General features: G+C 36.6%; 19 protein-coding genes and 1 riboswitch. Of the genes, 14 read left to right on the top strand and 5 right to left on the bottom strand.

The genetic code is table 11. The features are described from left to right. The first annotated feature begins 2 nt into the window (after window positions 1–2). The 13 genes from B5X62_RS06355 (at window position 3) to B5X62_RS06295 (ending at window position 18680) form a co-directional block, all read left to right on the top strand. A complete protein-coding gene (locus B5X62_RS06355; RefSeq protein WP_079666572.1) occupies window positions 3–1088 on the top strand; it encodes an LLM class flavin-dependent oxidoreductase in 1086 nt (361 codons plus the stop codon). Window positions 1089–1123: 35 nt separating this feature from the next. Further along, window positions 1124–3436, top strand: a complete 2313-nt coding sequence (locus B5X62_RS06350) for an oxidoreductase (RefSeq protein WP_079666571.1) — start codon at window positions 1124–1126, stop codon at window positions 3434–3436. Window positions 3437–3446: 10 nt separating this feature from the next. Beyond that, on the top strand, window positions 3447–4202 hold the full coding sequence (locus B5X62_RS06345; protein WP_079666570.1) for a cyclase family protein: 756 nt from the start codon (window positions 3447–3449) through the stop codon (window positions 4200–4202). A gap of 119 nt (window positions 4203–4321) precedes the next feature. Then, entirely contained in the window at window positions 4322–6478 is a 2157-nt protein-coding gene (locus B5X62_RS06340) for an indolepyruvate ferredoxin oxidoreductase subunit alpha (RefSeq protein ID WP_079666569.1), read from the top strand. Continuing rightward, window positions 6475–7998 (top strand): indolepyruvate oxidoreductase subunit beta family protein, encoded by a 1524-nt coding sequence (locus tag B5X62_RS06335; protein ID WP_079666568.1) that lies wholly within the window; start codon window positions 6475–6477, stop codon window positions 7996–7998. Before B5X62_RS06340 ends, B5X62_RS06335 begins: the two co-directional genes overlap by 4 nt. A 30-nt stretch (window positions 7999–8028) precedes the next feature. Further along, on the top strand, window positions 8029–9603 hold the full coding sequence (locus B5X62_RS06330; RefSeq protein WP_079666567.1) for a phytoene desaturase family protein: 1575 nt from the start codon (window positions 8029–8031) through the stop codon (window positions 9601–9603). A gap of 9 nt (window positions 9604–9612) precedes the next feature. Continuing rightward, window positions 9613–10020, top strand: a complete 408-nt coding sequence (locus B5X62_RS06325; RefSeq protein ID WP_079666566.1) for an acyl-CoA thioesterase — start codon at window positions 9613–9615, stop codon at window positions 10018–10020. A 299-nt stretch (window positions 10021–10319) separates the two neighbouring features. Further along, a complete protein-coding gene (gene recJ / locus B5X62_RS06320) occupies window positions 10320–12029 on the top strand; it encodes a single-stranded-DNA-specific exonuclease RecJ (RefSeq protein WP_079666565.1) in 1710 nt (569 codons plus the stop codon). Window positions 12030–12038: 9 nt separating this feature from the next. Then, a complete protein-coding gene (gene nadD, locus B5X62_RS06315) occupies window positions 12039–12626 on the top strand; it encodes a nicotinate (nicotinamide) nucleotide adenylyltransferase (RefSeq protein WP_079666564.1) in 588 nt (195 codons plus the stop codon). 29 nt (window positions 12627–12655) lie between these two features. After that, window positions 12656–13576 carry an alpha/beta fold hydrolase gene (locus B5X62_RS06310; RefSeq protein WP_079666563.1) on the top strand — a complete coding sequence of 307 codons (921 nt, stop codon included), beginning with the start codon at window positions 12656–12658 and terminating at the stop codon, window positions 13574–13576. A 42-nt stretch (window positions 13577–13618) separates the two neighbouring features. Further along, the gene (locus B5X62_RS06305; RefSeq protein WP_079666562.1) at window positions 13619–13960 is read left to right on the top strand and encodes a DUF3817 domain-containing protein; all 342 of its coding nucleotides are present in this window, start codon (window positions 13619–13621) and stop codon (window positions 13958–13960) included. 427 nt (window positions 13961–14387) lie between these two features. After that, on the top strand, window positions 14388–16643 hold the full coding sequence (locus tag B5X62_RS06300; protein ID WP_079666561.1) for an outer membrane beta-barrel family protein: 2256 nt from the start codon (window positions 14388–14390) through the stop codon (window positions 16641–16643). A 273-nt stretch (window positions 16644–16916) separates the two neighbouring features. Next, window positions 16917–18680, top strand: a complete 1764-nt coding sequence (locus B5X62_RS06295; protein WP_079666560.1) for an outer membrane beta-barrel family protein — start codon at window positions 16917–16919, stop codon at window positions 18678–18680. On the opposite strand, the gene B5X62_RS06290 is transcribed toward B5X62_RS06295, so the two are convergent. The 5 genes from B5X62_RS06290 to B5X62_RS06270 form a co-directional block, all read right to left on the bottom strand. Beyond that, window positions 18670–19155, bottom strand: coding sequence for a DUF4178 domain-containing protein (locus B5X62_RS06290; protein WP_079666559.1), 486 nt, complete (start codon window positions 19153–19155; stop codon window positions 18670–18672). The genes B5X62_RS06295 and B5X62_RS06290 overlap by 11 nt on opposite strands. A 3-nt stretch (window positions 19156–19158) precedes the next feature. Beyond that, a complete protein-coding gene (locus tag B5X62_RS06285; protein WP_079666558.1) occupies window positions 19159–19509 on the bottom strand; it encodes an S-adenosylmethionine decarboxylase family protein in 351 nt (116 codons plus the stop codon). Window positions 19510–19678: 169 nt separating this feature from the next. Then, window positions 19679–20602, bottom strand: coding sequence for a citrulline utilization hydrolase CtlX (ctlX, locus tag B5X62_RS06280; RefSeq protein WP_079666557.1), 924 nt, complete (start codon window positions 20600–20602; stop codon window positions 19679–19681). 84 nt (window positions 20603–20686) lie between these two features. Further along, window positions 20687–21973 (bottom strand): O-acetylhomoserine aminocarboxypropyltransferase/cysteine synthase family protein, encoded by a 1287-nt coding sequence (locus tag B5X62_RS06275; protein WP_079666556.1) that lies wholly within the window; start codon window positions 21971–21973, stop codon window positions 20687–20689. 138 nt (window positions 21974–22111) lie between these two features. Then, window positions 22112–22212, bottom strand: a riboswitch (SAM riboswitch). A gap of 65 nt (window positions 22213–22277) precedes the next feature. Beyond that, window positions 22278–23192, bottom strand: coding sequence for a dimethylarginine dimethylaminohydrolase family protein (locus B5X62_RS06270; protein WP_079666555.1), 915 nt, complete (start codon window positions 23190–23192; stop codon window positions 22278–22280). A gap of 259 nt (window positions 23193–23451) precedes the next feature. Between B5X62_RS06270 and B5X62_RS06265 the strand changes: the two genes are divergently transcribed. Beyond that, a complete protein-coding gene (locus B5X62_RS06265) occupies window positions 23452–24324 on the top strand; it encodes a DMT family transporter (protein ID WP_079666554.1) in 873 nt (290 codons plus the stop codon). The last annotated feature ends 103 nt before the right edge of the window (window positions 24325–24427 follow it).

Raw genomic sequence — 24427 nt, 5'->3', positions numbered from 1 at the left:
AAATGAGTTCACATCCTTTTACAGAAAAAAATAAATTCATACTCGGGACTTTCTCCACTAACTGCAGTGGAGGAATGACCGTTTCTAAACTTGAAGATCGTTGGAAAGCCAATTGGGAAAACAATGAAAAATTGGCGCATTTGTTAGATGAAGCAGGTATAGATTTTATGTTGCCAATCGCACGTTGGGTTGGCTATGGCGGCGAAACAGATTTCCATGGTGAGGTTTTAGAAACTGTTACTTGGGCATCAGCTTTATTAGCGAAAACTAAAAATATTCAAATCTTTGCAACCGTTCATACGGTGGCGAATCATCCTCTTGTTATAGCAAAGCAAATTGCGACAATGGCACAAATGAGCGGTGACAGAATTGGATTAAATATCGTTGCTGGTTGGAACAAGCCAGAATATGATGCTTTAGGATTAGACCTACCAAACGATCACGAGACGCGTTACGCTTACGCACAAGAATGGATTGATTTTGTAAAAAAACTGTGGACAACGAAAGAAAGATTCGATTGGAACGGAACTTATTTTAAAACTAAAGGAAGCTACGGAATTCCTACTTTGGATAAAATGCCACCAATTCTTAATGCAGCAGGTTCTCCACAAGGACGCGCGTTTGCAATTAATAATGTGAACTATCTTTTCACACCGGCTATCGATCTAGAACGTTCTAAAACAGAAATTGCAGATCTTAAAAAACAAGCAGAATCTGAAGGAAAAAACATTGGCGTGCTAACTTTTTCACACGTTATCTGTCGACCAACCGAAGAAGAAGCTTTAGCTGAAAAGAAAAGAGTTCTCGATAATATTGATGAAGCTGCGGTAGATAATTTGGTTAATTTACAATTTGCGCACGCACACAGCTTTCCTCATGATTTGTTAGCTCAGATTAGAGAAAGTATGGCGCTTGGTCATGGTGGTTTCCAATTGATTGGTACGCCACAACAGGTTGCAGATAAAATTTGTGCATTGCACGATGCAGGTTTTGGAGGGACGACTTTATCATTTTTTGATTATGTAAAAGAGTTCCCATATTTTAGAGATAATGTTTTGCCTATCTTAGCTGAAAGAGGCATTAGATAGTAATTTCTAGCTATCTAGATTTAAAATTATTTTTCATGAAAATAACGGTAATTGGAGGAGGTCCAGGAGGAATGTACTTTTCGATTTTAACAAAGAAAAGAATTCCAAATGCACAAATTGATATATACGAACAAAATAAAGCTGATGATGCTTTCGGATTTGGTGTGGTCTTTTCGGACGAAACCCTTAGTGAGTTTTTGTCTTACGATCCACGTTCTTACGAATTGATCCGAAACAGTTTCGCTTATTGGGATAACTTGGATGTTGCTCGTGATGGCGAAATTGTAAGAATAGAAGGTAATGGTTTCTGCGGTTGTTCTCGCAAAACTTTGTTAGAACTTTTACAACAGCGTTGTCGCGAAGAAGGTGTTAATCTTCATTTCGAAGCTAAAGTTGATGATGTATCGCAATTCGAGGATAGCGATTTGGTATTATTTGCGGACGGCATTGGTTCGCAGATGCGTGGTCAATTCGAGAAAGAATTTGGCACCGAAACCGAAATGCGCAAAAATCGTTTTATCTGGTGCGGTTCGACAAGACCTTTGGATTCCTTTACTTACTTTTTTAGAAATACACCTTATGGTGCTTTTTGTGCGCACTCTTATCAATATGAAGAAGGCAAAAGTACTTTTATTTTCGAGTGCTCTCAGGAGACTTATGATAAAGCAGGTTTTGATGAAAGAGACGAAGCGGGCTCTTTGGCAAAATTAGAAGAACTTTTCAAAGAAGAATTACAAGGCCACAAGCTGATTGGTAATCGTTCTTGGTGGCGAACTTTCCCAAGAATTTACAATGCCAATTGGTATTTTAATAACAAAGCTTTAATTGGTGATGCCAAAACTTCTGCTCACTTTTCTATCGGTTCCGGAACCAAATTGGCGATGGATTGCGCGATAGGATTGTCCGACGCAGTTGTTGCGAACCAAGATAACATGGAAAAAGCTTTGGCAGATTATACAGAACGTCGTCGCACGCCAGTTGATATGATTCAGCATGCTGCTGACGTTTCCTTACAATGGTTTGAAGATATTGACCGTCACATGAAGTTGGATTTTGACACATTCAGTTTTGCTGTAATGTCTCGAAGTAAAAAAATTACCATCGAAAATCAAGCACGTCGTGACAAAAAATATGCACAGCGCATTATTCAGAATTTTAATAAAAGAAATCATTCCGAAGACCTCAATACGCCACCAGCATTTACAACCTATCAATTAGGAAATTTAAAACTAAATAACCGAATTGCGATGAGTGCGATGGGACAATACAAATCGGTAGACGGTGTTCCTGGAGAATGGGATTTTGTACATCTTAGTTCTCGTGCAGTTGGCGGAACAGGGCTTATAACAACTGGTTTGGCAGCAATTTCTCCGACAGGTCGAATCACGCCAGGTTGTTATGGTTTATACAACGATGATCAGGTAAAAGCTTGGAAACGAATCACGGATTTCATTCATGAAAATACAGATTCCAAAATTGCTGTACAATTAGGACATTCTGGTAGAAAAGGTTCTTGTCAATCGACAAATCTTGGAAAGCAACTTACAGAAGGTGCTTGGCCATTAATTTCTGCTGATGCAATTGCTTTTAGACCAGAGTTTCCAACGCCGAAAGCAATGGATACTGAGGATTTAAATGTCGTAAAGCAACAATTTGTAGATGCTACCAAACGTGCGATAGAAGCCGGTTTTGATGCGGTTGAATTGCAGATGCACAACGGATTTTTGTTAGCAAGTTTCCTTTCGCCTTTAACCAACAAAAGGCAAGATGAGTTTGGAGGAAGTATCGAAAACCGTGCAAAATATCCTCTAGAAATTGTAAACGCAATGAAGCAAGTCCTTGGCGACAAGCCTTTAATTGTTAAATTAAATGTAACCGACTGGCATCCAGAAGGCATTACAAAAGACGAGGTTGAATACGTTGCTAAACAATTAAAAAACCTTGGCGTTGACATGATCAACGTAAGCACAGGAAATACTGTGATTGATCAAAAGCCATTTATGGGAAGAATGTGGCAAACGCCATTTTCGGAATGGATCAGAAACACCATCGAAATCCCAACAATGACTTCTGGACGTATTGAAACCATTGACCAAGTCAACACTTTGTTACTAAATGCTAGAGCAGATCTTGTGGCTTTGGGTAGACCTTTGTTGACAGATCCTTATTTTGTTCAAACGGCAAAAGCTTACGAGCAGTATAAAGCCGACGATCCAATGTCAATCGGTATTCCACAACCTTATTTGGGCGGCGCAGCTGTACAGTATATGAAGGCTAAAAAGGATCGCGAAGAATTCGAGCAAATGAAAAAAGAATTAAAACCCGTAAGTCACCAACTTAAAAAATAAAATCACACCAATGAGCAATTTATTAGATATTTTAAAAACTAAAAAAGTCGTAGATCTTACGCATACGCTTAACGAAAGTTTTCCAGGACTGGTACTTCCTCCAGAAATGGGGCAAGTCGCAACTTTTAAGAAAGAGCAAATTTGTCGTTATGACGAGAAAGGACCAGGCTGGTATTGGAATAACTTTACCGTGGGCGAGCATTTCGGAACACACTTCGATGCGCCATCGCATTGGGTTACGGGTAAAGATCAACTAAATAATACGGTAGACCAAATTCCAGTTGAGAATATGATAGCAGGAGCTTGTGTTATCGATGCAAGTGCAGAAGTTGCAAAGAATCCTGATTTTGTTTTAACCCCGGAATTTATTCAAGAATGGGAAAAACAACATGGCGATTTGGAGAAAGGTTCTTGGGTGCTGTTCCGTACAGATTGGAGCAAAAAAACTTTGGATGCGGCGTTCACCAATACTGACGAAAATGGACTAAACCACACACCTGGACCAAACAAAGAAGCAGTAGAATATATGATTTCTAAAGATGTTTTAGGTTTCGGCGTTGAGACGGTTAATACCGATGCAGGAATGTCTTTCACATGGGAATTCCAATTGCCGTGTCATACGTTAATGCATGGCGCAGGTAAATACGGTTTGCAGTGTTTGAAAAATTTAGACCAATTGCCACCAAAAGGCGCTGTCATTGTCGCGGCACCATTAAAAATCGAAGATGGCTCTGGAAGCCCTTTACGAGTTTTAGCAATTGTGTAAAATAATACTTTCCTTAGGTTTAGAAAAGAAAATCGACGTCAGTTCGAGTAGATTTTGTAAAAATCGTATCGAGAACTTAGTGAATTCTAAATCTAATTTTAATCTTAAATATTGGAGTTATGGCTGAACGTTCGTTCAAACACGAAGTTGAAAAATTACGATTAGGAGAAGGCGAAATTTTCCATGGCGAAGGAATTTTAGCCGTGACCAAAGCTTTGCTACAATGTGGCGTTGGCTATGTTGGTGGTTACCAAGGTTCGCCGATTTCGCATTTGATGGATGTATTTGCAGATGCAGATCCATTGTTAAAGGAGCTTGGCGTTTATTTTGAAAATTCAGCATCAGAAGCTGGAGCGGCGGCAATGTTGTCGGCATCGGTAATGTATCCCGTTCGTGGTGCAGTTACATGGAAGTCCACAGTTGGTACCAATGTCGCTTCGGATGCGCTTTCTAATTTGGCGTCGTCTGGCGTTACAGGCGGAACGGTCGTTATCATCGGTGAAGATTATGGTGAAGGTTCGAGTATTATGCAAGAGCGTACACATGCTTTCGCGATGAAATCTCAAATGTGGCTAATTGATCCGCGACCAAACTTACCGAGTATTGTTCATTTTACTGAAAAGGCTTTTCAGCTTTCGGAAGCGAGCAACACGCCAGTTTTCTTGGAACTGAGAGTTAGATCTTGCCATTTGTATGGACAATTTGTAGCTAAAGAAAATCAAAAACCAAAATATACTTTAGGCGAAGCGCTTAACAATCCTGTTCGCGATGTTAACAGAATTGTACTTCCGCCAGCTTCATTTCTTCAAGAAGAAGATAAGATAAAACGTCGACTTCCAGCAGCTATTCAGTTTATCAAAGACAATAAGATGAACGAATTTTTGTCTGGCGAGCGCGACGATATCGGAATCATCGTTCAGGGTGCGTTATTTAATAATTTGAATAGAGCGCTTGTTCAGTTTGATTTGTCGGATCATTTGGGTAATGTCAAAATTCCAGTTTATGTGATGAATGTTACTTATCCTGTGATTGACGATGAGGTTTTAGAATTTTGCAAAGGCAAAAGAGCTGTACTTCTTGTTGAGGAAGGTCAGCCTAATTATATAGAGCAAAGTATAGGTTTAACAATGTTTCATAACGAGGTTAAAACTAAACTTCACGGTAAAGATTTGTTACCAATGGGCGGCGATTATACCATTGGTAGATTAGAAACGGCTCTTGGCGAATTTTTTAATCTTTATCAAAAAGAAATCGAAATTACCGAAAAAGAAGGTGCTATTACTATCTTGCCCGAAGATGCCAAAACTTTGTCGGAAGCGGTTCCTGCAAGACCTGCAGGTTTTTGTACAGGCTGTCCCGAGCGTCCAATTTTTGCTGCTTTAAAGTTGGTGCAACAGAATATGGGCGATTATCACGTTTCGGCGGATATTGGCTGTCACCTGTTTTCGATTTTGCCACCGTTTAATATTGGTGCAACAACCATGGGTTATGGTTTAGGTGGCGCTTCGGCTTCTGCTTTTAACATGGATTTTGTTCGAAAAGATAATGGTCAAAAACGTGTCATTTCCATCATGGGAGATGGCGGTTTTTGGCACAATGGTTTGACAACAGGGATTACCAACGCTGTTTTTAACAATAATGATGGATTGACGATTATTATTGACAACAATTATGCGGCAGCGACGGGCGGTCAAGATGTGCCATCGTCCAGATTTAACAACAAAATTAGGACGATTAATAACCCAATCGAAAAAGCGGTTCATGGTGTTGGGGTTAAACATGTTGATTTTATTGACAATACTTATGATGTTGATAAAATGGTTAAAGTGATTACGAAAGCTTTAACCTCCAACGAGAAAGGTCCAAAGGTAATTATCGCACAATCCGAATGTATGCTGAATAAGCAACGACGTGATAATAAAGTAAAAAAGAAAAAACTCGAAGAAAAGAAACGCGTTGTCAACGAAAAATTCGGGGTCGATTCCAAGGTTTGTACTGGCGACCACGAGTGTATGCGACTTTCGGGATGTCCATCTTTAACATTGACGTATAGCGACAATCCACTTCGTGAAGATCCCATTGCAACAATAGATTCGTCTTGTGTGGCTTGCGGAAATTGTGGCGAAGTTGCAGAAGCTGCGGTATTGTGTCCGTCGTTCTACAAAGCACAAGTTGTGAAAAATCCGACATCTTGGGAGAAATTCAAGCACAATGTGAAGCAAAATATTTTTAGTTATTTACAAAAAAGAAGAGAGAAAAAAAGACAGTTGGCATGAGAACTTTAGAACCTATTAAAATAGCATTATTAGCAGTTGGCGGTGATGGTGGCGGCGTTCTGACAGGTTGGATTGCACAACTTGCCGAGAACAATGGCTATTTTGTTCAGTACACTTATATCGCTGGTGTGGCTCAGAGAACGGGCGCAACAGTTTATTATATCGAATTATTTCCTACTAAAAATCTGCAAGATAATGTTGCCGAAAAAACACCTGTGCTTTCACAAATGCCAGGTCCGCACGATGTGGATATTTTGATGGCGACGGAGTTGATGGAAGCTGGACGCTCTATTCAACGTGGTTTTGTGTCAAAGAAAACGACGATGATTTTTTCTACCAATCGTAATTTGGCGATTCGTGAAAAAGAAAGTGCTGGTGACGGCATTGCCGATGGCGCGCGTATTTTTGAAATGACGGAAAAATATTCTAAAAAATCTCTGTTTGGAAATCTTAAATTAATTGCTACCAAAAACGGAAGTATTATTTCGTCGAGTATGTTTGGAGCTTTGGCAGCGAGCGGAACGCTTCCTTTTTCTAAAGAAGAGTTTATCAAAGTTATCGAAACTTCAGGTGGAAAAGGAATTAAGCAAAGTGTGAACTCTTTTAATGAAGCTTTTCAATACATTAAAGATTTTACGTCGCAACCTAAACCTTATCTTCCAGATATGCGTCCTGCGGTTTTCCAAGCGCTTCCAACGTCGGTTTCATCTAAAAAATTAAGTGAAGTTTTAGAAGAGATAAAATCAAAATTTCCAAAAGAAACGCATGATGTCATTTGGCACGGACTCAATCATGTTGTTGAGTTTCAGGATTTAAAATACGGGAAAGTTTATTTAGATAAAGTTGCGCAAATTCTGCAATTGGATTCTGCTGAGAAAGCTTATCAATTAACAAGACAAACGGCGAAAAATTTAGCTGTCGGAATGGCTTATGACGATTTGATTTTTGTATCTGATGAAAAGACCAAAAAGTACCGTCAAAAGGAAGTTTATCAACAAGTCGGTGCCAAAGAAAACGAAATTGTCAACACACTCGATTATCTGCATCCAGGTTACGAAGAAGTTATAGGATTTTTGCCAGCTAAAATGGGTTTAAAATATATTGACAATGCTAAAATGCGCGATTTCTACAAACGTAAATTTGACAAAGATAGAAGAATGCATTCCACAGGATTGTTTAACTTTTTGATGTTGTACGTGATGGGTGGAATGCGCGGTTGGAGAATGAAAACCTTCCGTCATTTTGAGGAAATGGAAAATGTCGATCAGTGGCTGAAAAGGATTAAAACAATCGCTAAAGTTAACTACAATTTGGCGGTTGAAGTTGCCAATTCATACCGATTGAAAAAAGGTTATGGCGATACTTATAAGAAAGGACATTCCAAATTTGCGATGCTCAACAAATATGCGGCTGACAATATGAATGTCCCCGAAATTGAAGAAAAAGTTCGACACATTTTATCGGTGGCGATTCAGAATCATGATAAAAAAGAAACCGAAAAACTTATTGCGAGTTTGTAGGTTTTTAGTAATTTAATAAAAAGCAATTTTATGCCGAATTATCATACTATTCTTGTAGGTGGCGGAATTAATAACTTGGTCTGTGCAAGTCTTTTGGCGAAAGCAGGCAAGTCGGTTTTACTTTTAGAAAGAACCGAATTTTTGGGTGGCTGCATTCGTAGTGAAGAGTTGGCGGGATGTATTATCGATACACTTTCCACGGCTTATCCATTATTTGTGACCTCGCCAGGTTACGCTGCTCTAAAAGATGATTTAGCAAAAGAAGGTGTTGAATTTGTTTCTACGGCAACACCGACTGGGACGGTGATGTCCGACAAATCTTATGCTTTGATAACAACCGATAAAACAAAAAATGACCAAACCTACAATCAACTTTATGAAGGTGATGGAACGCGTTATCGTGATCAAATTGGTTTTATCGAACAGAATGCCGATTTGTTATTTTCTTTTTTAGGAAAGGAATTGATGACAACATCGATGGCGACTTATTTGGCTAAATATGTTTGGAAAAATAAAGTTAAAAATACAACGGAGAAAGTCGGTTCATTTGTAGCGAATGTCCGAAATGATTTCCCAAGATATTACAAAGGCAAGCAATTGCAGGCGAGTTTGGCGCCATGGATTTTACACACAGGATTAGCGCCAGAAAGTCCTTTCTCATCTACGATGGCGAAGATTATTGCTTTTACCGTTGAGTTGGTGAGTTTACCATTAGTGAAAGGTGGAAGTTATAAAATCGTTGAAGCTTTCAAAAATATTATTGAAAAGAATGGCGGAACGATTATGCTAAATCAAGAGGTTGACGAAATCCTTGTTGATCCAAATGCTGTTGTTAAAGGCGTTAGAACAAAAGATGGGACAACTTACGAAGCTAAAAATGTTGTTGCAAGTGTGACGCCAAAACAGCTTTATGGCAATCTTCTAAAATCATCTTCTAAAATTCCGAATGATGTTAAAAACGATGCCGAAAATTATCGTTTCGGAATGGGAAATATGCAAATCCATGTTGTGATGGACGAAGAACCAAAATGGTACGACGAGGCACTTTCCAAAGTTACTTATTGTCATTTGTCGGATGGTATTAATGATATTTCGAAAGCCTGTATTCAAGCGAAATGTCAGGAGTTGCCCGAGATGCCAACTGTTGCCATTGGACAACCAACTGCGACTGATCCAACGCGCGGAAAAGATGGGAAACATGTTCTGTGGATTCAGCTTCCAGAATGTCCAAATTTTCCAATTAAAGATGCTGCAGGAACCTTGTCGCATCTTTGTAACGGCGAATGGACTGATGAGTTGAAGGAAGCTTATGCTGACAGAATTATCGACAGAATTAGCCAATATATTAGCAATGTGAAATCTGCTTGTGTTGCAAGAAAAGTTATTTCACCGAAAGATTTAAGTGAACTAAACGTCAACCTCGTTGGTGGTGATCCTTATGCTGGCCTTTGTGAGATTGAACAGTATTTAGTTTTCCGACCTTTGAAATCGACCAAGAATCATACAACACCTATTAAGAATCTTTATCAAAGTGGTGCTTCAACACATCCTGGACCTGGCCTTGGTGGTGGTTCTGGCTTTTTGATCGCGCAAGCTTTAAAATAGTTTTAAAAGATGAAATTTATAAAAGAACAACGCATCCGCTTCGAGCATTGCGATCCTGCGGGAATCGTTTTTTACCCAAGATATTTTGAAATGTTAAATGGCTTGATGGAAGATTTTTTCCGTGAAGTTCTAGATTATCCTTTCGAGAATATGCATCAAGATTCTGGGATTCCAACGGTTGATATTAAGACACAATTTAAGTCACCTGCAAAATTAGGTGATACCATCAGCAAGTCTATGTACATCAGCAAACTTGGCAAAACCTCATGCACTTATCAATACGTTTTTAGCCTTGGTGACAAAACGGTTTTAGAAGGCGAAGGGACTATCGTTTTCGTCAGTTTCGAAAATGGCGGCATCCAACCAAAAGATTGGGACAAACTCCGCAGTAAAATGGAAGATTATCTAGCTGGATAAATTTTTATATTGAATTAAGCAAAAAGACCTCACAAATTGTGAGGTCTTTTCAATTATTTAAGAAGTTTACAATTTTCATCAAATCTTGTTCGTCGTCAATTTTAAACTTATTGTCTTTAGTATACATTTCTAGCAAACTAGTCTTCTCAAAATATACTGGATAGAAATCTTTGTCTTTCCAAAACGGGGAACAACTAATTCGATTACAAAAATTAAAACTTATTCCAACAATACTTTTAAGTAACTGCTTCAATTTTCAACATAATGATTATCTATTTTTTTTGACTAAATTTGTAACTATGAGTCAAAAATGGATTTATAAACCAGAACCCGATGAAGACATAGTAGATGGTCTCATTTCCTCAATTGGATTTGGAACTTTAGAATCCAAACTTCTCGTTTTGCGTGGCATCGACAATTATCAAAGTGCCCGCGAATTCTTTAAACCAAACGGAAACGATTTCCACAGTCCTTTTTTGATGGCGGACATGCAAAAAGCGGTTGAACGCATTGCAACAGCTATCGAAAATGGCGAAAAAATATTAGTATACGGCGACTACGACGTGGACGGAACGACGTCTGTGGCGCTAATGTACCTCTACCTCAGCAAAATCGTTGACAAAAAATATCTTGATTTTTATATTCCAGATCGTAATGTGGAAGGCTACGGTATTTCGACGGAAGGCATTGACTTTGCGAAAGAAAATGGGTTTAGCTTGATTATTGCGCTTGACTGTGGGATAAAATCTATCGATAAAATTGAATATGCTAACAAGCTAAAAGTCGATTTTATCATTTGTGATCACCACTTGCCAGGCGACGAAATCCCAAAGGCGGTGGCTGTTCTTGATCCAAAACGTAAAGATTGTCGCTACCCTTACAAAGAACTAAGTGGTTGTGGTGTCGGTTTCAAACTTTGTCAAGGACTTAATACAATATATAAAATTCCTGAAAACGAACTTTTCGAATTAACGGATTTATTAGCAATAAGTATCGCTTCGGACATTGTTGCGATGACTGGAGAAAATCGAGTTTTGGCTAAACAAGGGCTTAAATTCTTGCGTAAAACTAGAAAATTCGGTTTGCGATTGTTGATTCCGGAAGAGAAATTAGCGCATTTCGAAATCTCTAATATTGTCTTTGACATTGCTCCAAAAATAAACGCTGCAGGAAGAATTTCGCACGCGAAAGCTTCTGTTGAGTTGATGATCTCTGACAATCTAAAACAAGCACAACAGATTGTAGATGAGATAATTAACCTAAATGATGAACGTCGAGAAATGGATCACACGATTACACAATCGGCGATGAATCAGGTTGAATCTTCAACTGAAAGCTCCTACTCTACTATTGTCTACGATCCGTCTTGGAACAAAGGCGTTATCGGCATCGTGGCTTCGCGATTAATCGAAAGTCACTTTAAGCCAACTTTAGTTTTCACGGACGGCAACAATGGCGAAATGGTTGCTTCGGCAAGATCGGTTTCAGATTTTGATATTCATGAAGCTTTGGATTATTGTTCGGATCTTTTCCAAAAATTTGGAGGACATCAAGCAGCAGCAGGATTGTCGATGGATAAAGAGAATTTTGAAGTTTTCAAAATTATGTTCGAAGGTTACGTTCGCGACAACATCCAAGAACATCAGAAAGAACCATCTATCTACATCGACAGCGTTATCAACATCGATGATCTCAACCGCGAGTTTTATAATTTCCATAGAAAGTTGGCGCCATTTGGACCAAAAAATATGAAACCTGTTTTGGTTTTAAAAGATATAAAAGTCGCAGGCTACGTCCGACTCATGGGTAAAGATGGCAATCATCTCAAATTTTTTGTACATCAACCAAGTACCAATCGCAACATCGAATGTATTGGTTTTAAACTGGGAGTTTATGCAGAAGATTTCCGTACAAAGTCTTTTGATTTGGCGTTTACGGTTGAAGAAAACCATTGGAAAGGCAACGTTTCTTATTTTTTAAACATTAGAGATGTTAAGTTTCATTCTTAAAATTTAAAAATGAAAAAAATCGGTTTGTTTTTCGGTTCGTTTAATCCCATTCATATTGGACATTTGATTTTGGCCAACTATATTTTGGAAAAATCAGACATGGAAGAATTGTGGTTTGTGGTAAGTCCGCAAAATCCTTTTAAAGATAAAAAATCTCTTCTCGCTGATCATAATCGATTGGATATGGTGAATTTATCTATTAAACATTATCCAAAAATGCGCGCTTCGGATGTTGAATTTTCGCTTCCAAAGCCAAGTTACACCATTGACACGCTAACTTATCTCCACGAAAAATATCCGAATACTCAATTTAGTTTGATCATGGGCGAAGATAATTTGGCTGGACTTCACAAGTGGAAAAACGCCGATGTTTTAATAAAAAACCATCAAATAATTGTCTATCCAAGGCTGTTTGAAGGCGAAAAGAAAAATAACGACTACACTTCCGAAAGCGAAAATATTATTCTGATTAACGCACCTATTATCGAATTGTCTGCAACCGACATTAGAAACATGATTAAAGAAGGCAAAAACGTCCGTCCAATGCTTCCTCCCGAAGTTTTTGAATATCTTGACGGAAGTAATTTTTATAAATAAGTTTTCGATTATTTGATAATTTGCATTAAATGAAACTTATTTTCAGCATCCTATTTTCTTTTGTTTGCTTTGGTATTTCGGAGGCACAAAATCTTTATTCTAAAGCTTACGGCGAAAAGAAAAACCCAGCGATTATTTTTATCCATGGTGGACCAAGCGGAAATTCGAATTTGTTCGAAGCTACAACTGCGCAAAAGTTAGCAGACAAAGGTTTTTATGTTATTGTCTATGACAGACGCGGCGAAGGTCGTTCCAAAGATGAGAATGCGACGATGACTTTCCAAGAAAGTTTTGACGACCTCAACCAAATCTACAAGTTGTATCATCTTGAGATAGCCAACATTTTGGCGCATAGTTTTGGCGGAATTGTTGGGACACTTTACACGAATCAATATCCTGAAAAAGTAAAATCTCTAATACTTGCAGGCGCTTTGGTCTCGCAACAAGAGACTTATAATCATATTTTGGAGACTGCGAAATTAGCTTTTAAAAATGATAAAAATAAACTTCGAGAAATCTCTACGATTGAAAGTCTGAACAAAAACACAGCGGAGTACAGAAAGAAAACTTATGATATCGCTAGTGATTTGGGGTATTTTTCGATGCCAAATCCGACAACAGAAAGTCAAAATTTGAGACAAGAATTTGAAAATTCGGAGTTTTATAAAACTAATTTTAGAAACCATAATTCGCCTTTGTTATTTTATAAAAATGAAACTCAAAATAATATTGATAACAAAGCTGTTCTTTTAGAAATCAAGAAAAAGAAAATCCCTCTTTTTGCCATTTATGGACAAAATGACGGCATCTTTTCAGTGAAACAGTTAACGGATTTGCGTAATATTGTAGGAGCAAACAATTTTAGAATTCTTGATAATTGTTCGCATTATTTGTTTGTAGATCAGCAAAATAAATTTTTAGATTTTATTAAACTTAAAGTAAAAAAATAGTTTCAAAACTTGAGTTATGTATGCTCAAAATTAAACTGAATTATGAATTTCATCGAAAAATACTTTTCAAAATATCCAGAAGAAAAAGTCCTAAAATGGTTTAAGCAAGTTTGCGTTGCAGAAGCGATTTCATGTTTGTTACTGTATGGCTTCGCGATGATTTGGAAACGTTATGATCAAGAAGGACTTTTGCCAACCATTTTCATTATCATTGTTGGAAATATCCACGGTTTATTTTTTACACTTTATCTTCTATTATGTGTGCCAGCACGCAAAATTTACAATTGGGATGATGAAGATTCTGTCATTGCGCTAATGGCAGCTTTCTTCCCTTTCGCAACGATTTGGGTGGAAAAAAAGTTAGCTCGAAAAGATCGCGAGTAGTATTTAATTTTAACATTGAAATTCAAAATAAGCAACACCGAATTTTTTTTTCGGTGTTTTTTTGTGCATTAATTTTTTAACCTGAATTCGAATTAAAAAATCTCTTTTAAATGCGTTGTCATTTTAATAAAAATCTGTAAAGTTTTGTATCAAGAATTTTTAATGATAAGAAGATCATCATGTTTTCGATACTATTTTTTTCAAAATTCACGCAAAATAATGTTCGTTTTATTTTCTATAATTCAAGTTATTTATAAAACACAAATTACTCCTTCATAATTAATTCAAATTTTCATACCTGAAAGTCAACATATTACAGTTCAATCAAAAACATTTTTAGTACTTTGTATTGCATAATACTAATTTTAATATATATCTTTGCTTTGTTCAATATTAAGACATACACACTTCTAAAAAAATTACTATTATGAAAACGCCTATATTAATCGCCGCATTATTCTTCAGTGGATTTGCAACTGCTCAACAAAAAACAAATGACACGATCAAATCTCAAAATACAAAAGAGATTGAAGCTGTTACGATTACAAAACAAGTTTTCAAAAAACAAAGTGATCGTTTCGTTTACGACGTTGCTGCTTCGCCTGTAGCCAAAGGAAATACAACTTTTGACTTGTTGAAGCAAACGCCACTTCTTTCTACAACCGACGATAAAACATTGAAAATCGCTGGGAAAAATAACGCGATTGTGTACATCAATGGAAGAAAATCCAATATGGATGCGGAGTCTTTGACTTCGTTTCTAAAAAATACACCTGCAGAAAACATTCAGAAAATTGAAGTTATTACACTTCCTGGAAGCGAATATCAAGTGGAGGCTTCGGATGGCATCATCAATATTGTTTTGAAGAAAAAAATGACGGACGGACTTAACGGAAATTTCAGAATGTCGAACACGCAAAACAAATATAATTCTACATCGAGTAGTGCATCGCTTAACTATAGAAAAGGAAAATTCGGTCTTAACGCCAATATCACGGGAAGTCAAGAAATCGAACCTCAAGAATACATCATCAGAAACGGAAATAAAAATACAATAACAGAATCGGTTGGTCCAATCGATAGTCCAGAGAAAAACTTGGGAGGTTATATTAACATGGATTATCAGTTAACCGACAAAAGTAATCTTGCGTTGTCATGGAACACTTGGGCGAGTAATAGTAAAGGCGCGACAATTTTACTTAACAACACGTACAGCAATTACGACGATAACGGAAATCTGACGAATCGTTTTTATAATTTGAGCCGAAATGTGCTCAACAACAGATCTTATAACAACAACTTCAATTTAAATTATGAATTAAAAACAGATGAAGAAGGAAGTAAATTAAATTTGAATGCGGCTTATCTTACCTACAAACGAATTCAAGATTCGGATAACAGAACTTATGCTTCAGACGCCAATTGGAATCAAGGTGCTTTAGCAAATCAAATTATTCAAGATACACCACAAAACATCAACAATATTTCTGCAATGGCAGACTACATCAAGAAGTTTAAAAATGATTTTACGGTTTCGATTGGTGGAAACTACAATAAAACAAAAACAGAAAACGACACGAAATACGAAAGCACGAATTTCGCTGCAAACGAAGCAACTAAATACAAACCAAACTTATTTGAATATGATGAAAATATCTATGGTTTTTATTTAACATTGGAAAAGAAATTTTCTGATAAATTTTCTGGAAAAATTGGAACACGTTACGAAATCACCAACAGCATCGGAACTTCGGATAATCCACCAGCAGAACGACCAGACATGGCACGTGTTGAAAAAAACTACAACAATATTTTACCTTATTTAAGTTTGAACTATGCGATTAATGATAAGAATAATATTTCGTATGCGTTCTCTAGTCGAATGAGAAGACCAAGTTTTTGGGAATTGAATCCGGTACGAAACATCATTACACAAGACAATTACACGCAAAATAATCCATTTGTAAAATCCTCTTCAATATACAATCAGGAGTTGACGTATATGTTTAAAAATTCATATTTCTTGATCCTTAATCACTCGTATTTTAAAGATGTAATTACAATGGTTCCGTTACAAAGAGATGTCGTTCGCGATGGAAATACCTACAGACAATTGGCTTACATCCGCAGTAATTATGGCGACAAACAAGAAATGTCGGCGATGTTGGGAATGCAGAAAAGCTTCTTTAACCAATATTTAACAACCAATTTTAATATCGGTTTGCAACATAATATCAATAACGGAACTTTGAACTCGGATCCAACAACAGGCGAAATTTTTGACACGTACACGAATACAAAAAAGTCGACAAGTTTAATAATTCAAACCAACAATACGATTCGTTTAGACAAAGCAAAAACTTGGTTTGCAGGCGTTAATTTCTTTTATGTAGATAAACAACAAATCGATTTTGGACAGTTGCAAAGCCTTGCAGGATTGGATTTAAGCATCAAAAAACTTTGGAATAATTGGACATTCGCGGTTAATGTCAACGATGTTTTAAGAACCAATATTGTAAAAATCAAAGACGAACAAGCTGACGGAAATTTCAATTATCTGTCTAATGACACCTTCCGAAGAGGCCTAACAGCGAGTGTTACCTACAATTTCGGAAATCAAAAAGTACAAAAAGCGAGAAAAGTTGATGGCGCAGCCGATGATATCAAATCAAGAACTCGTTAATCTGTATTAAATTTTCAACCAAAACGAAAGGCTTTTGTCATTGGATCAAGCCTTTCGTTTAGTCGAACTTCATTTAAAAAAAGATAAAAATTAATGTAACAAAATCAAAGTTTGATTTGTTTACAAAATAGAACTTCAGAGATATTTTTTACAAGTGATTGTCAAAGACTTAAATCTAAATTAAAAATATCTTGTAACTAGTTGGCATAACCAACAACATATCAATCAAAATTACACAACATCTCATACGGAGAAAAACTAAAATTTAAAATTATGAAAACGCCCATCCTAATCGCCGCATTATTCTTCAGTGGATTTGCACTTGCCCAACAAAAACCAAGTGACACTATCAAATCTCAAAAAGCGAAAGAGATAGATGGCGTTACGATTACAAAACAAGTTTTCAAAAAGCAAAGTGACCGTTTTGTTTACGATGTAGCAGCATCTCCAGTTGCGAAAGGTAACACGACTTTTGACCTTTTAAAACAAACGCCATTGGTGTCGACAACCGATGATAAGACGTTAACGATTGCAGGAAAAAGCAACGCCATCATATATCTTAATGGTCGCAAAACCAATATGGATGCAGAATCTTTAACACAGTTTCTGAAAAATACACCTGCGGAAAATATTCAGAAAATTGAAGTCATCACAATGCCTGGAAGCGAATATCAAGTTGAAGCTTCGGACGGAATCATCAATATTGTTTTAAAGAAAAAAACATCGGACGGTCTTAATGGTAATTTCAGAATGTCTAACGCGCAAGCGAAATATAACGAGACGTCTTCCAGTGTTACACTTAACTACAGAAAAGACAAATTGGGTGTTAGCGCCAATCTTTCTGGCGGTGAAAATATCCAAGGTCAAGATTATGTTTTAAAAAACGGAAACGACACCAGCGAAACGACAACTGTTGGAGGCATCGCAGATCCTAACAAAAATCTTGGTGGTTATTTAAATATTGATTATCAACTGACTGACAAAAGCAATCTTGCCTTAACATGGAATACTTGGGCCAACAAAAGTTATGGATCAACTGTTGACTTTTTTAATACTTCAAAAATTAAAGGAGAAGATCCTGTCTACACAAGATCTTATAACATAGAAGATACGCGCTCTTACAACAATTCATTAAACCTTAACTACGAATTAAAAACCGATTCGTTGGGTAGTAAACTGAATCTTAATGCCGCTTATCTTACCTACAAACGTATCCAAAGTACCACAAATAATACGTTGATGTCTGACGTTAATGGAAGTTATGGCGATAATATGAAATATGTGCTCCAAAGTATTCCACAGAAGATTAATAACTTTTCGGGAATGGTGGATTACATTAAGAAATTTAAAAATGATTTTACAGTATCCATCGGTGGTAATTACAATAAAACAAAAACCGATAACGACACACAATACGAAACTTTTTTCTTAATTCCTCAAAAGCCGAATAAATCTGAGCCGAACTACTTTATCTACGACGAAAATATCTACGGCGTTTATTTAACTTTAGAAAAGAAATTCTCTGATAAATTTTCGGGTAAAATTGGTTCGCGCTATGAGATCACTAATAGCGTTGGTACATCTGACCATGCACCAGAAAGTCGTCCTGACATGGCGAGAGTGGAACAGAATTATAAAAACTTCTTGCCTTATCTAAGTGCTAACTACGCGATTAATGATAAGAACAACATCTCATATGCCTTTTCGAGCAGAATGCGTCGACCAAGTTTTTGGGAACTAAATCCTGTGAAAAATCTTTTAACTGAAACTAATTATACGCAAAATAACCCTTTTGTAAAAGCAGCTTCATCTTATAACAATGAGCTAACCTACATGTACAAAAGTTCATACTTTTTAATTTTGAGTCACTCTTATTACAAAGATGTTATTACCCAAGTGCCATTGCAAGGGATTCCGTTACATCCAGATGGAAGCGTCGGCCTTAACAATGAATTGCGCTACATAAGAACCAACTTCGGAGACAAACAAGAAATGTCGGCGATGATTGGGATGCAGAAATCTTTTTTCAAACAATGACATATTCTTTATAAGTTGCTGGTTTGAAGCTTACTTTTTCATCAAAAAAACCTTCCATGTACGAAATTCCACTTGGTGTCGTTTCATAATGACGATAAACTCGACCTTTAAAATTGCAGTAACCGCGATGCTCAGAGAATTCTTCATCTTGCGGCAACATAAACACCCAATGTCCATCACTCTCACTTAAGAATGCATCGTTCCCCTCCTTATCACGAAGGTAGTACTCTCGCCAATCCGCAACATTGGCGTAATTGCGTACTACGACGGCAACAACAAAATATTCTACACCGTCTATGACACCTTTTTTCGAAGTATCTAAAGTAATATTTGAGGCTAGTCTAGGAAGTTGTTTTCTAGATTTATTAGATCGGACATCTATTAAGTTATAGCAAGATCTACAAACATATTCCTCGATCTTAAAATCGAGTTGATGTTCATTTTTAGCTTGACAAAGTGGACAAACAAATTCCATAACTTAACGATAGATTTTATCTTGTTGCAAAATTTCACCTTCAAAATATTTACAAATTTCCGATGCAATCGCTTCCACTTTTTGCGTATTATCCTGCAAATAATTGCAAAGAAACAAATCGAATTGTAACTGCTGATATTCTGGCCAAGTATGAATACAAAGATGAGATTCCTTCAAAATAATCGACGCTGTAAAACTCTCATTTTCAAAAATATGAAAACTTTCTCCGACGACTTCGGTCTCGTATTTTTTTAGAATTTCTTTAGCAAAACTCACAAAAGAAGAACAATCCACAAGCAGATTTTTCCTTTGTGTTTTCAAACTAATTAAAATATGTAAACCTTTATCATTCATTTATTTGTGTTTATTAGGAGCTAATCCTGCTGGGAGTTTATGTTGAGCGAAGTCGAAATGCTATATCTTTCACATTGTCGCTCGGACGGCTCCGCTACGCTCCGCCGCCTCACTCCAACGCCAAAGGATGCCGCTTCCATCAGGGCTAGGAGTTTGTCATCCAAAGAAATTAAGCCTTTGGTAAGAAAACCTCAGCCAACATACAACGAGCACTTCCACCGCCATTGGTTTCAATGGTTTCAAGGTCTGAATAAATAATTTCAGAATACTTTTCAATTTGATTTATTTGACTATTATTCAAAGACTTATAAGCCGATTGACTCATCACAAGATAGGTTTTTCCTTCATCATTTCTAACTTGTAGCATATTACCAGCAAACTGCTGCATTTGCGCTTCGGTAATTTCAACAATTTCTTTTCCAGAATCTGCAAGGCTGCTGACAACATTTTGTCTTTCGTCCTCATCATCAATACATTCTAGACAAATCACAGCAAAACGGTCCGCAACGCACATCATCACGTTGGTATGATAGATAGGAAGTCGCTCATTCTCATAACTTTGGAACGAATGAAAAACAACTGGCGTATAATTATATTTAGCACAAAATTCACGGAACAACTTTTCATCCAATCTTAGAGAAACAGAACCATAAGCTATTTTGTTATCATGATCGAAAATCATACTTCCCGTGCCTTCCAAGAATTTTTCATCTTGTTCGCTTCCGCTAAGATCATCTATTTCACTGATATTAAAACCCTTAGCTTTAACTTGATCTAAAATATCTTGGCGACGTTCCACACGTCTATTAGGTGCAAACATTGGATAAAGTACAACTGTTCCGTCTTCTGCAAAACTCACCCAATTATTCGGAAAAATAGAATCTGGCGTGTGGGGCTCCAAAGTATCTTTTATCGTAATAACATTAATGCCTTTACTTCTAAGTTTTTCAACAAAAACATTAAACTCCGCCAAAGCTTTTTCCTGAACTTCAGCGCCTTTTTGCTCTACCTGAAAATAATTATTCTCCGCCGTTTGGGCATTATAGCCGAAAGCTATTGGCTCAATCATCAAAACAGTATTCGTTGTCTGCATAATTTTTAGTTAAGCCACAAAAATAGCAAAGTTCCGCAGAATAACTACGGAACTTTTAAAATTATCATTGTGTTTTCAGAATCGTTAAAATGCTTGTTCAAAATCCGCAATAATATCATCGATATGTTCGATACCAACACTTACTCGGATTTGTCCTGGAGTGATCCCAGCAGCTTTTTGTTCCGCATCACTCAACTGCTCATGCGTTGTCGATGACGGATTGATAACCAATGTTTTAGCATCACCAACATTTGCAAGATGACTCGCCAGTTTTAATGAATTAATAAATTGAACTGCAGCGTCTTTTCCGCCTTTTATTTCAAAATTAAGAACACCTCCAAAACCGCGTTTCAGATACTTTTTCGCGTTTTCCTTATCTGTGAAACTTTCTAAACCTGGATAAATAACCTTTTCGACATTAGGGTGATTTTCTAAAAACTCCGCTAATTTTTGCGCGTTAGAAACTGTTCTTTCCAAACGAAGCGACAAAGTTTCTAAACCTAACAACAATTGATGAGAATTAAAAGGTGAAATCGCAGGGCCAAAATCACGCAGCCCTTCTACTCGAGCTTTAATGATAAATGCAATATTTCCGAAATCTGAATTAACACCGAAAACATCTGTAAACACCAAATCGTGATAACCAGCCGATGGCTGAGACAACAACGGGAATTTCCCATTTGCCCAGTCAAACTTTCCTGAATCTACAATAACGCCGCCAACACTTGTCCCATGACCACCGATCCATTTGGTCGCCGATTCAACAATAATGCTTGCTCCATGCTCAAATGGGTTAAACAAATATCCACCAGCTCCAAAAGTATTATCAACAATCAACGGAATTTTATGTTTTCCAGCGACAGCAGCAATGGCTTCGAAATCGGCAACATTCAACGTCGGATTTCCGATGGTTTCGACATACAAAGCTTTGGTATTTTCATCAATTAAAGCTTCAAAATCGTCAGGATTGTCGTCTTTAGCAAAACGTGCTTCAATCCCAAATTTTGCAAAACTCACTTTAAATTGATTATGACTCCCTCCATACAAATATGGTGACGTCACAAAATTATCGCCATTTTGCAAAATATTAGTAATCGCGATAAACTGTGCTGCGTGTCCAGAAGACACAGCCAAAGCGCCAACGCCTCCATACAAAGCAGCAATTCTCTTTTCGAAAACGTCGGTTGTAGGATTCATTAATCGTGTGTAGATATTTCCGAAAGCTTTGAGACCGAAAAGATCCGCAGCATGTTGTGCATCGTTAAAAGTATAAGAAGTTGTTTGGTAAAGTGGAACTGCGCGGCTGTTAGTATCTCTGTCAACGGTCTGTCCTGCGTGTACTTGTAAAGTTTCGAATTTTAAATTGCTCATTTTGTATAAATTTTAAATTGTTAATCAACTAAATACTTATCCAAGATGTCGAGCAATTGCCGGAAAAAGAAAAACTCTTCCGACAAGTCGAAAGAGTTTTTTGAATATTTTTAATAATACTTTTCAAAAAGTGTCTCTGACTTATCTTTCCTCAAATCTTGAGGTTGAATGCGGCACCTTACATTTGCAGGTTGCCAAGATTTCATCGGGTCAATTCCCTCCATCTTTCTGGATAAGCGTAATTCTTATTTCAGAATTACAAAACAAAAGTATTAACTAATTTTTTAATATGCAAAAAAAATTTTTACTCTCTCACCAAAGGCATAGTAGAACAACGCAACAAACCGCCCATTTTAGAGATTTCTCTGTACGGGATTTCTTCCACCGTAATTCCCCAAACATCGCGAAGATGATTATTCATTCTAGTAAAAGTTTTATCCGAAACAACCACTTCTGGCGAAATTGAAAATACATTCGGAACCATCTCAAACATCTCCTGATCATCAACATGGAAGCAGTTTTCTTCCCCAAAAATATCAACAATTAATTGATAATCGCTTTCGTCTACAAAACCATCTTTGTAAATAATACATTTATCCTTCCCAATCGGATTAAAGGTACAATCCAAATGTAAAATCCCTTTGTAAGGTTCGGTATCATTTTTCTTTAATTCAAAATCGAGGATACGTTTTTTTGGAAAATATTCTTTTAGGATTTCGATGGCGTATTCATTAGTTCTAGCGGTTTTAAAACTTCTATAATCTTGACTATAACAAGTCCCGATAAAAATAAAATCGTCCCAAACAATTACGTCTCCGCCTTCGATATGAGCGGTTTCTGGTAAATTAATGATATTGCGCCAAGCCACTTTTTCGAAAATTTTGCGATAAGCTTCCTGCTCGTCAGCACGATCTTCGATAATGTTAGAAATAATCATTTTATCATCGATAACAAAAGCTACGTCACGTGCAAAAACTTGATTGTAATCTTCAATAACTTCTGGACGATAAACTTTGACATTGTGTTTTAGAAGCACCTCTTCGAAAGCCGTCATCTCCGAAACAATATCAACTTCTTTAGGGTAAATATTCTTCTGAATAGAATTGTAGGACTTTGCATCATAACTTTCCTCCAATCTTGGGATGCCACCAATAGAATTTGGTTGTCCCAAAACAACAGATTTTAGCCTTCCTGTTTCATTTTTAATATTAAGCTTCATAAAATTACTCGTCTGACACAAATATAATGATTGCATAACATTTTCATAGTCGTCTACATGAGCAATATCATCTATATAAAGCTTAAATAAAAAGAAAATATTTCAGTAATAAACAATTTATAGAAAATTTTATCCAAAACCCCCGCAATCACTGGTGAAAACAAATCGTTTAACAAAAATATTTAATAACCATAAAAAGCTGTGCAATAGACTAAATGTAGACAGTTAGTCGTAGCTTTGCAGCGTTTTAACAACAAAAATGAAGACTCAAGGATATATTTTAGCTGCAATTTCTGCGATTTCGTACGGATTAATTCCCATTTTTATACTTCCGATGAAGCAAATCAACTTTTCGATGGACGTGACATTGTTTTATCGATTTTTGTTTTCAGCAATTATGGTTGGCGTCTATTTAATTTTTAAAAAAGTGAATTTGAAAATTAATAAATGGGAGTTCTTAGTTTTATTAATTCTAGGATTGTTTTACGCCTTATCTTCGGAGTTTTTATTCCTCGGTTACGATTATTTATCAGCTGGCATTGCATCAACCGTTTTGTTTGTATATCCAGTTTTGGTAGCCTTGGTGATGTTTCTATTCTATGGTGAAAAACTTTCCAAAATGGGAATAGTTTCACTATTGTTGACATTTGTTGGTGTAATTGTACTTTGTCTAAAAGGCAACAGTCTCGAAATTAATTTTGTTGGATTAGGCATCGTATTGTTAAGTGCCTTATTTTATGGACTGTATATCATCATCGTTAATAAAGCCAAAATTAATGTATCAGGAATTAAATTATCTTTTTATTCAATGCTGTTTACATCAATATATTTCTTGATGAAATCTTTAGTTTTAAAAGAGAGTTTAGCAATTCCGAGTTATTCTATATTTTTCAATTTTGTGACATTTGCATTTGTAACAACTTTAATATCGAGCGTTGCTTTGGTTTTAGCGATTCAAAAAATTGGCTCGACACCAACCGCAATTATGGGTGCTTTAGAACCAGTTATCGCTGTAGCAGTCAGTGTTTTATTCTTTAATGAAGACTTTACAAGAAATCTATTAATCGGAATTATTTTAATATTGACAGGTGTTTCTCTCAACATGTTATCTTCTCGAAAAACCGTTGAATAAAAATGAAAAAGCTTTCTCGATTTAAACCTGAAAGTCTTACTTAAATGAAAAACTTAATCATAAAAAAAACTCCCAAATTACTTTGGGAGTTTTATATTGAAGT

Origin of the sequence: Soonwooa buanensis, from assembly GCF_900167905.1 — a bacterium.
GTDB classification, from domain to species: domain Bacteria; phylum Bacteroidota; class Bacteroidia; order Flavobacteriales; family Weeksellaceae; genus Soonwooa; species Soonwooa buanensis.
Note: the sequence above shows the minus strand (reverse complement) of the source record. Positions and strands in the feature narration are given on the sequence as shown.

Coding starts and splice junctions, on each gene's coding strand:
- B5X62_RS06325 (WP_079666566.1), top strand. CDS start 9,613: ATGAAATTTATAAAAGAACAACGCATCCGCTTCGAGCATTGCGATCCT.
- B5X62_RS06345 (WP_079666570.1), top strand. CDS start 3,447: ATGAGCAATTTATTAGATATTTTAAAAACTAAAAAAGTCGTAGATCTT.
- nadD (WP_079666564.1), top strand. CDS start 12,039: ATGAAAAAAATCGGTTTGTTTTTCGGTTCGTTTAATCCCATTCATATT.
- B5X62_RS06335 (WP_079666568.1), top strand. CDS start 6,475: ATGAGAACTTTAGAACCTATTAAAATAGCATTATTAGCAGTTGGCGGT.
- B5X62_RS06295 (WP_079666560.1), top strand. CDS start 16,917: ATGAAAACGCCCATCCTAATCGCCGCATTATTCTTCAGTGGATTTGCA.
- B5X62_RS06300 (WP_079666561.1), top strand. CDS start 14,388: ATGAAAACGCCTATATTAATCGCCGCATTATTCTTCAGTGGATTTGCA.
- B5X62_RS06310 (WP_079666563.1), top strand. CDS start 12,656: ATGAAACTTATTTTCAGCATCCTATTTTCTTTTGTTTGCTTTGGTATT.
- B5X62_RS06265 (WP_079666554.1), top strand. CDS start 23,452: ATGAAGACTCAAGGATATATTTTAGCTGCAATTTCTGCGATTTCGTAC.
- ctlX (WP_079666557.1), bottom strand. CDS start 20,602: ATGCAGACAACGAATACTGTTTTGATGATTGAGCCAATAGCTTTCGGC.
- B5X62_RS06275 (WP_079666556.1), bottom strand. CDS start 21,973: ATGAGCAATTTAAAATTCGAAACTTTACAAGTACACGCAGGACAGACC.
- recJ (WP_079666565.1), top strand. CDS start 10,320: ATGAGTCAAAAATGGATTTATAAACCAGAACCCGATGAAGACATAGTA.
- B5X62_RS06290 (WP_079666559.1), bottom strand. CDS start 19,155: ATGGAATTTGTTTGTCCACTTTGTCAAGCTAAAAATGAACATCAACTC.
- B5X62_RS06285 (WP_079666558.1), bottom strand. CDS start 19,509: ATGAATGATAAAGGTTTACATATTTTAATTAGTTTGAAAACACAAAGG.
- B5X62_RS06355 (WP_079666572.1), top strand. CDS start 3: ATGAGTTCACATCCTTTTACAGAAAAAAATAAATTCATACTCGGGACT.
- B5X62_RS06270 (WP_079666555.1), bottom strand. CDS start 23,192: ATGAAGCTTAATATTAAAAATGAAACAGGAAGGCTAAAATCTGTTGTT.
- B5X62_RS06340 (WP_079666569.1), top strand. CDS start 4,322: ATGGCTGAACGTTCGTTCAAACACGAAGTTGAAAAATTACGATTAGGA.
- B5X62_RS06305 (WP_079666562.1), top strand. CDS start 13,619: ATGAATTTCATCGAAAAATACTTTTCAAAATATCCAGAAGAAAAAGTC.
- B5X62_RS06350 (WP_079666571.1), top strand. CDS start 1,124: ATGAAAATAACGGTAATTGGAGGAGGTCCAGGAGGAATGTACTTTTCG.
- B5X62_RS06330 (WP_079666567.1), top strand. CDS start 8,029: ATGCCGAATTATCATACTATTCTTGTAGGTGGCGGAATTAATAACTTG.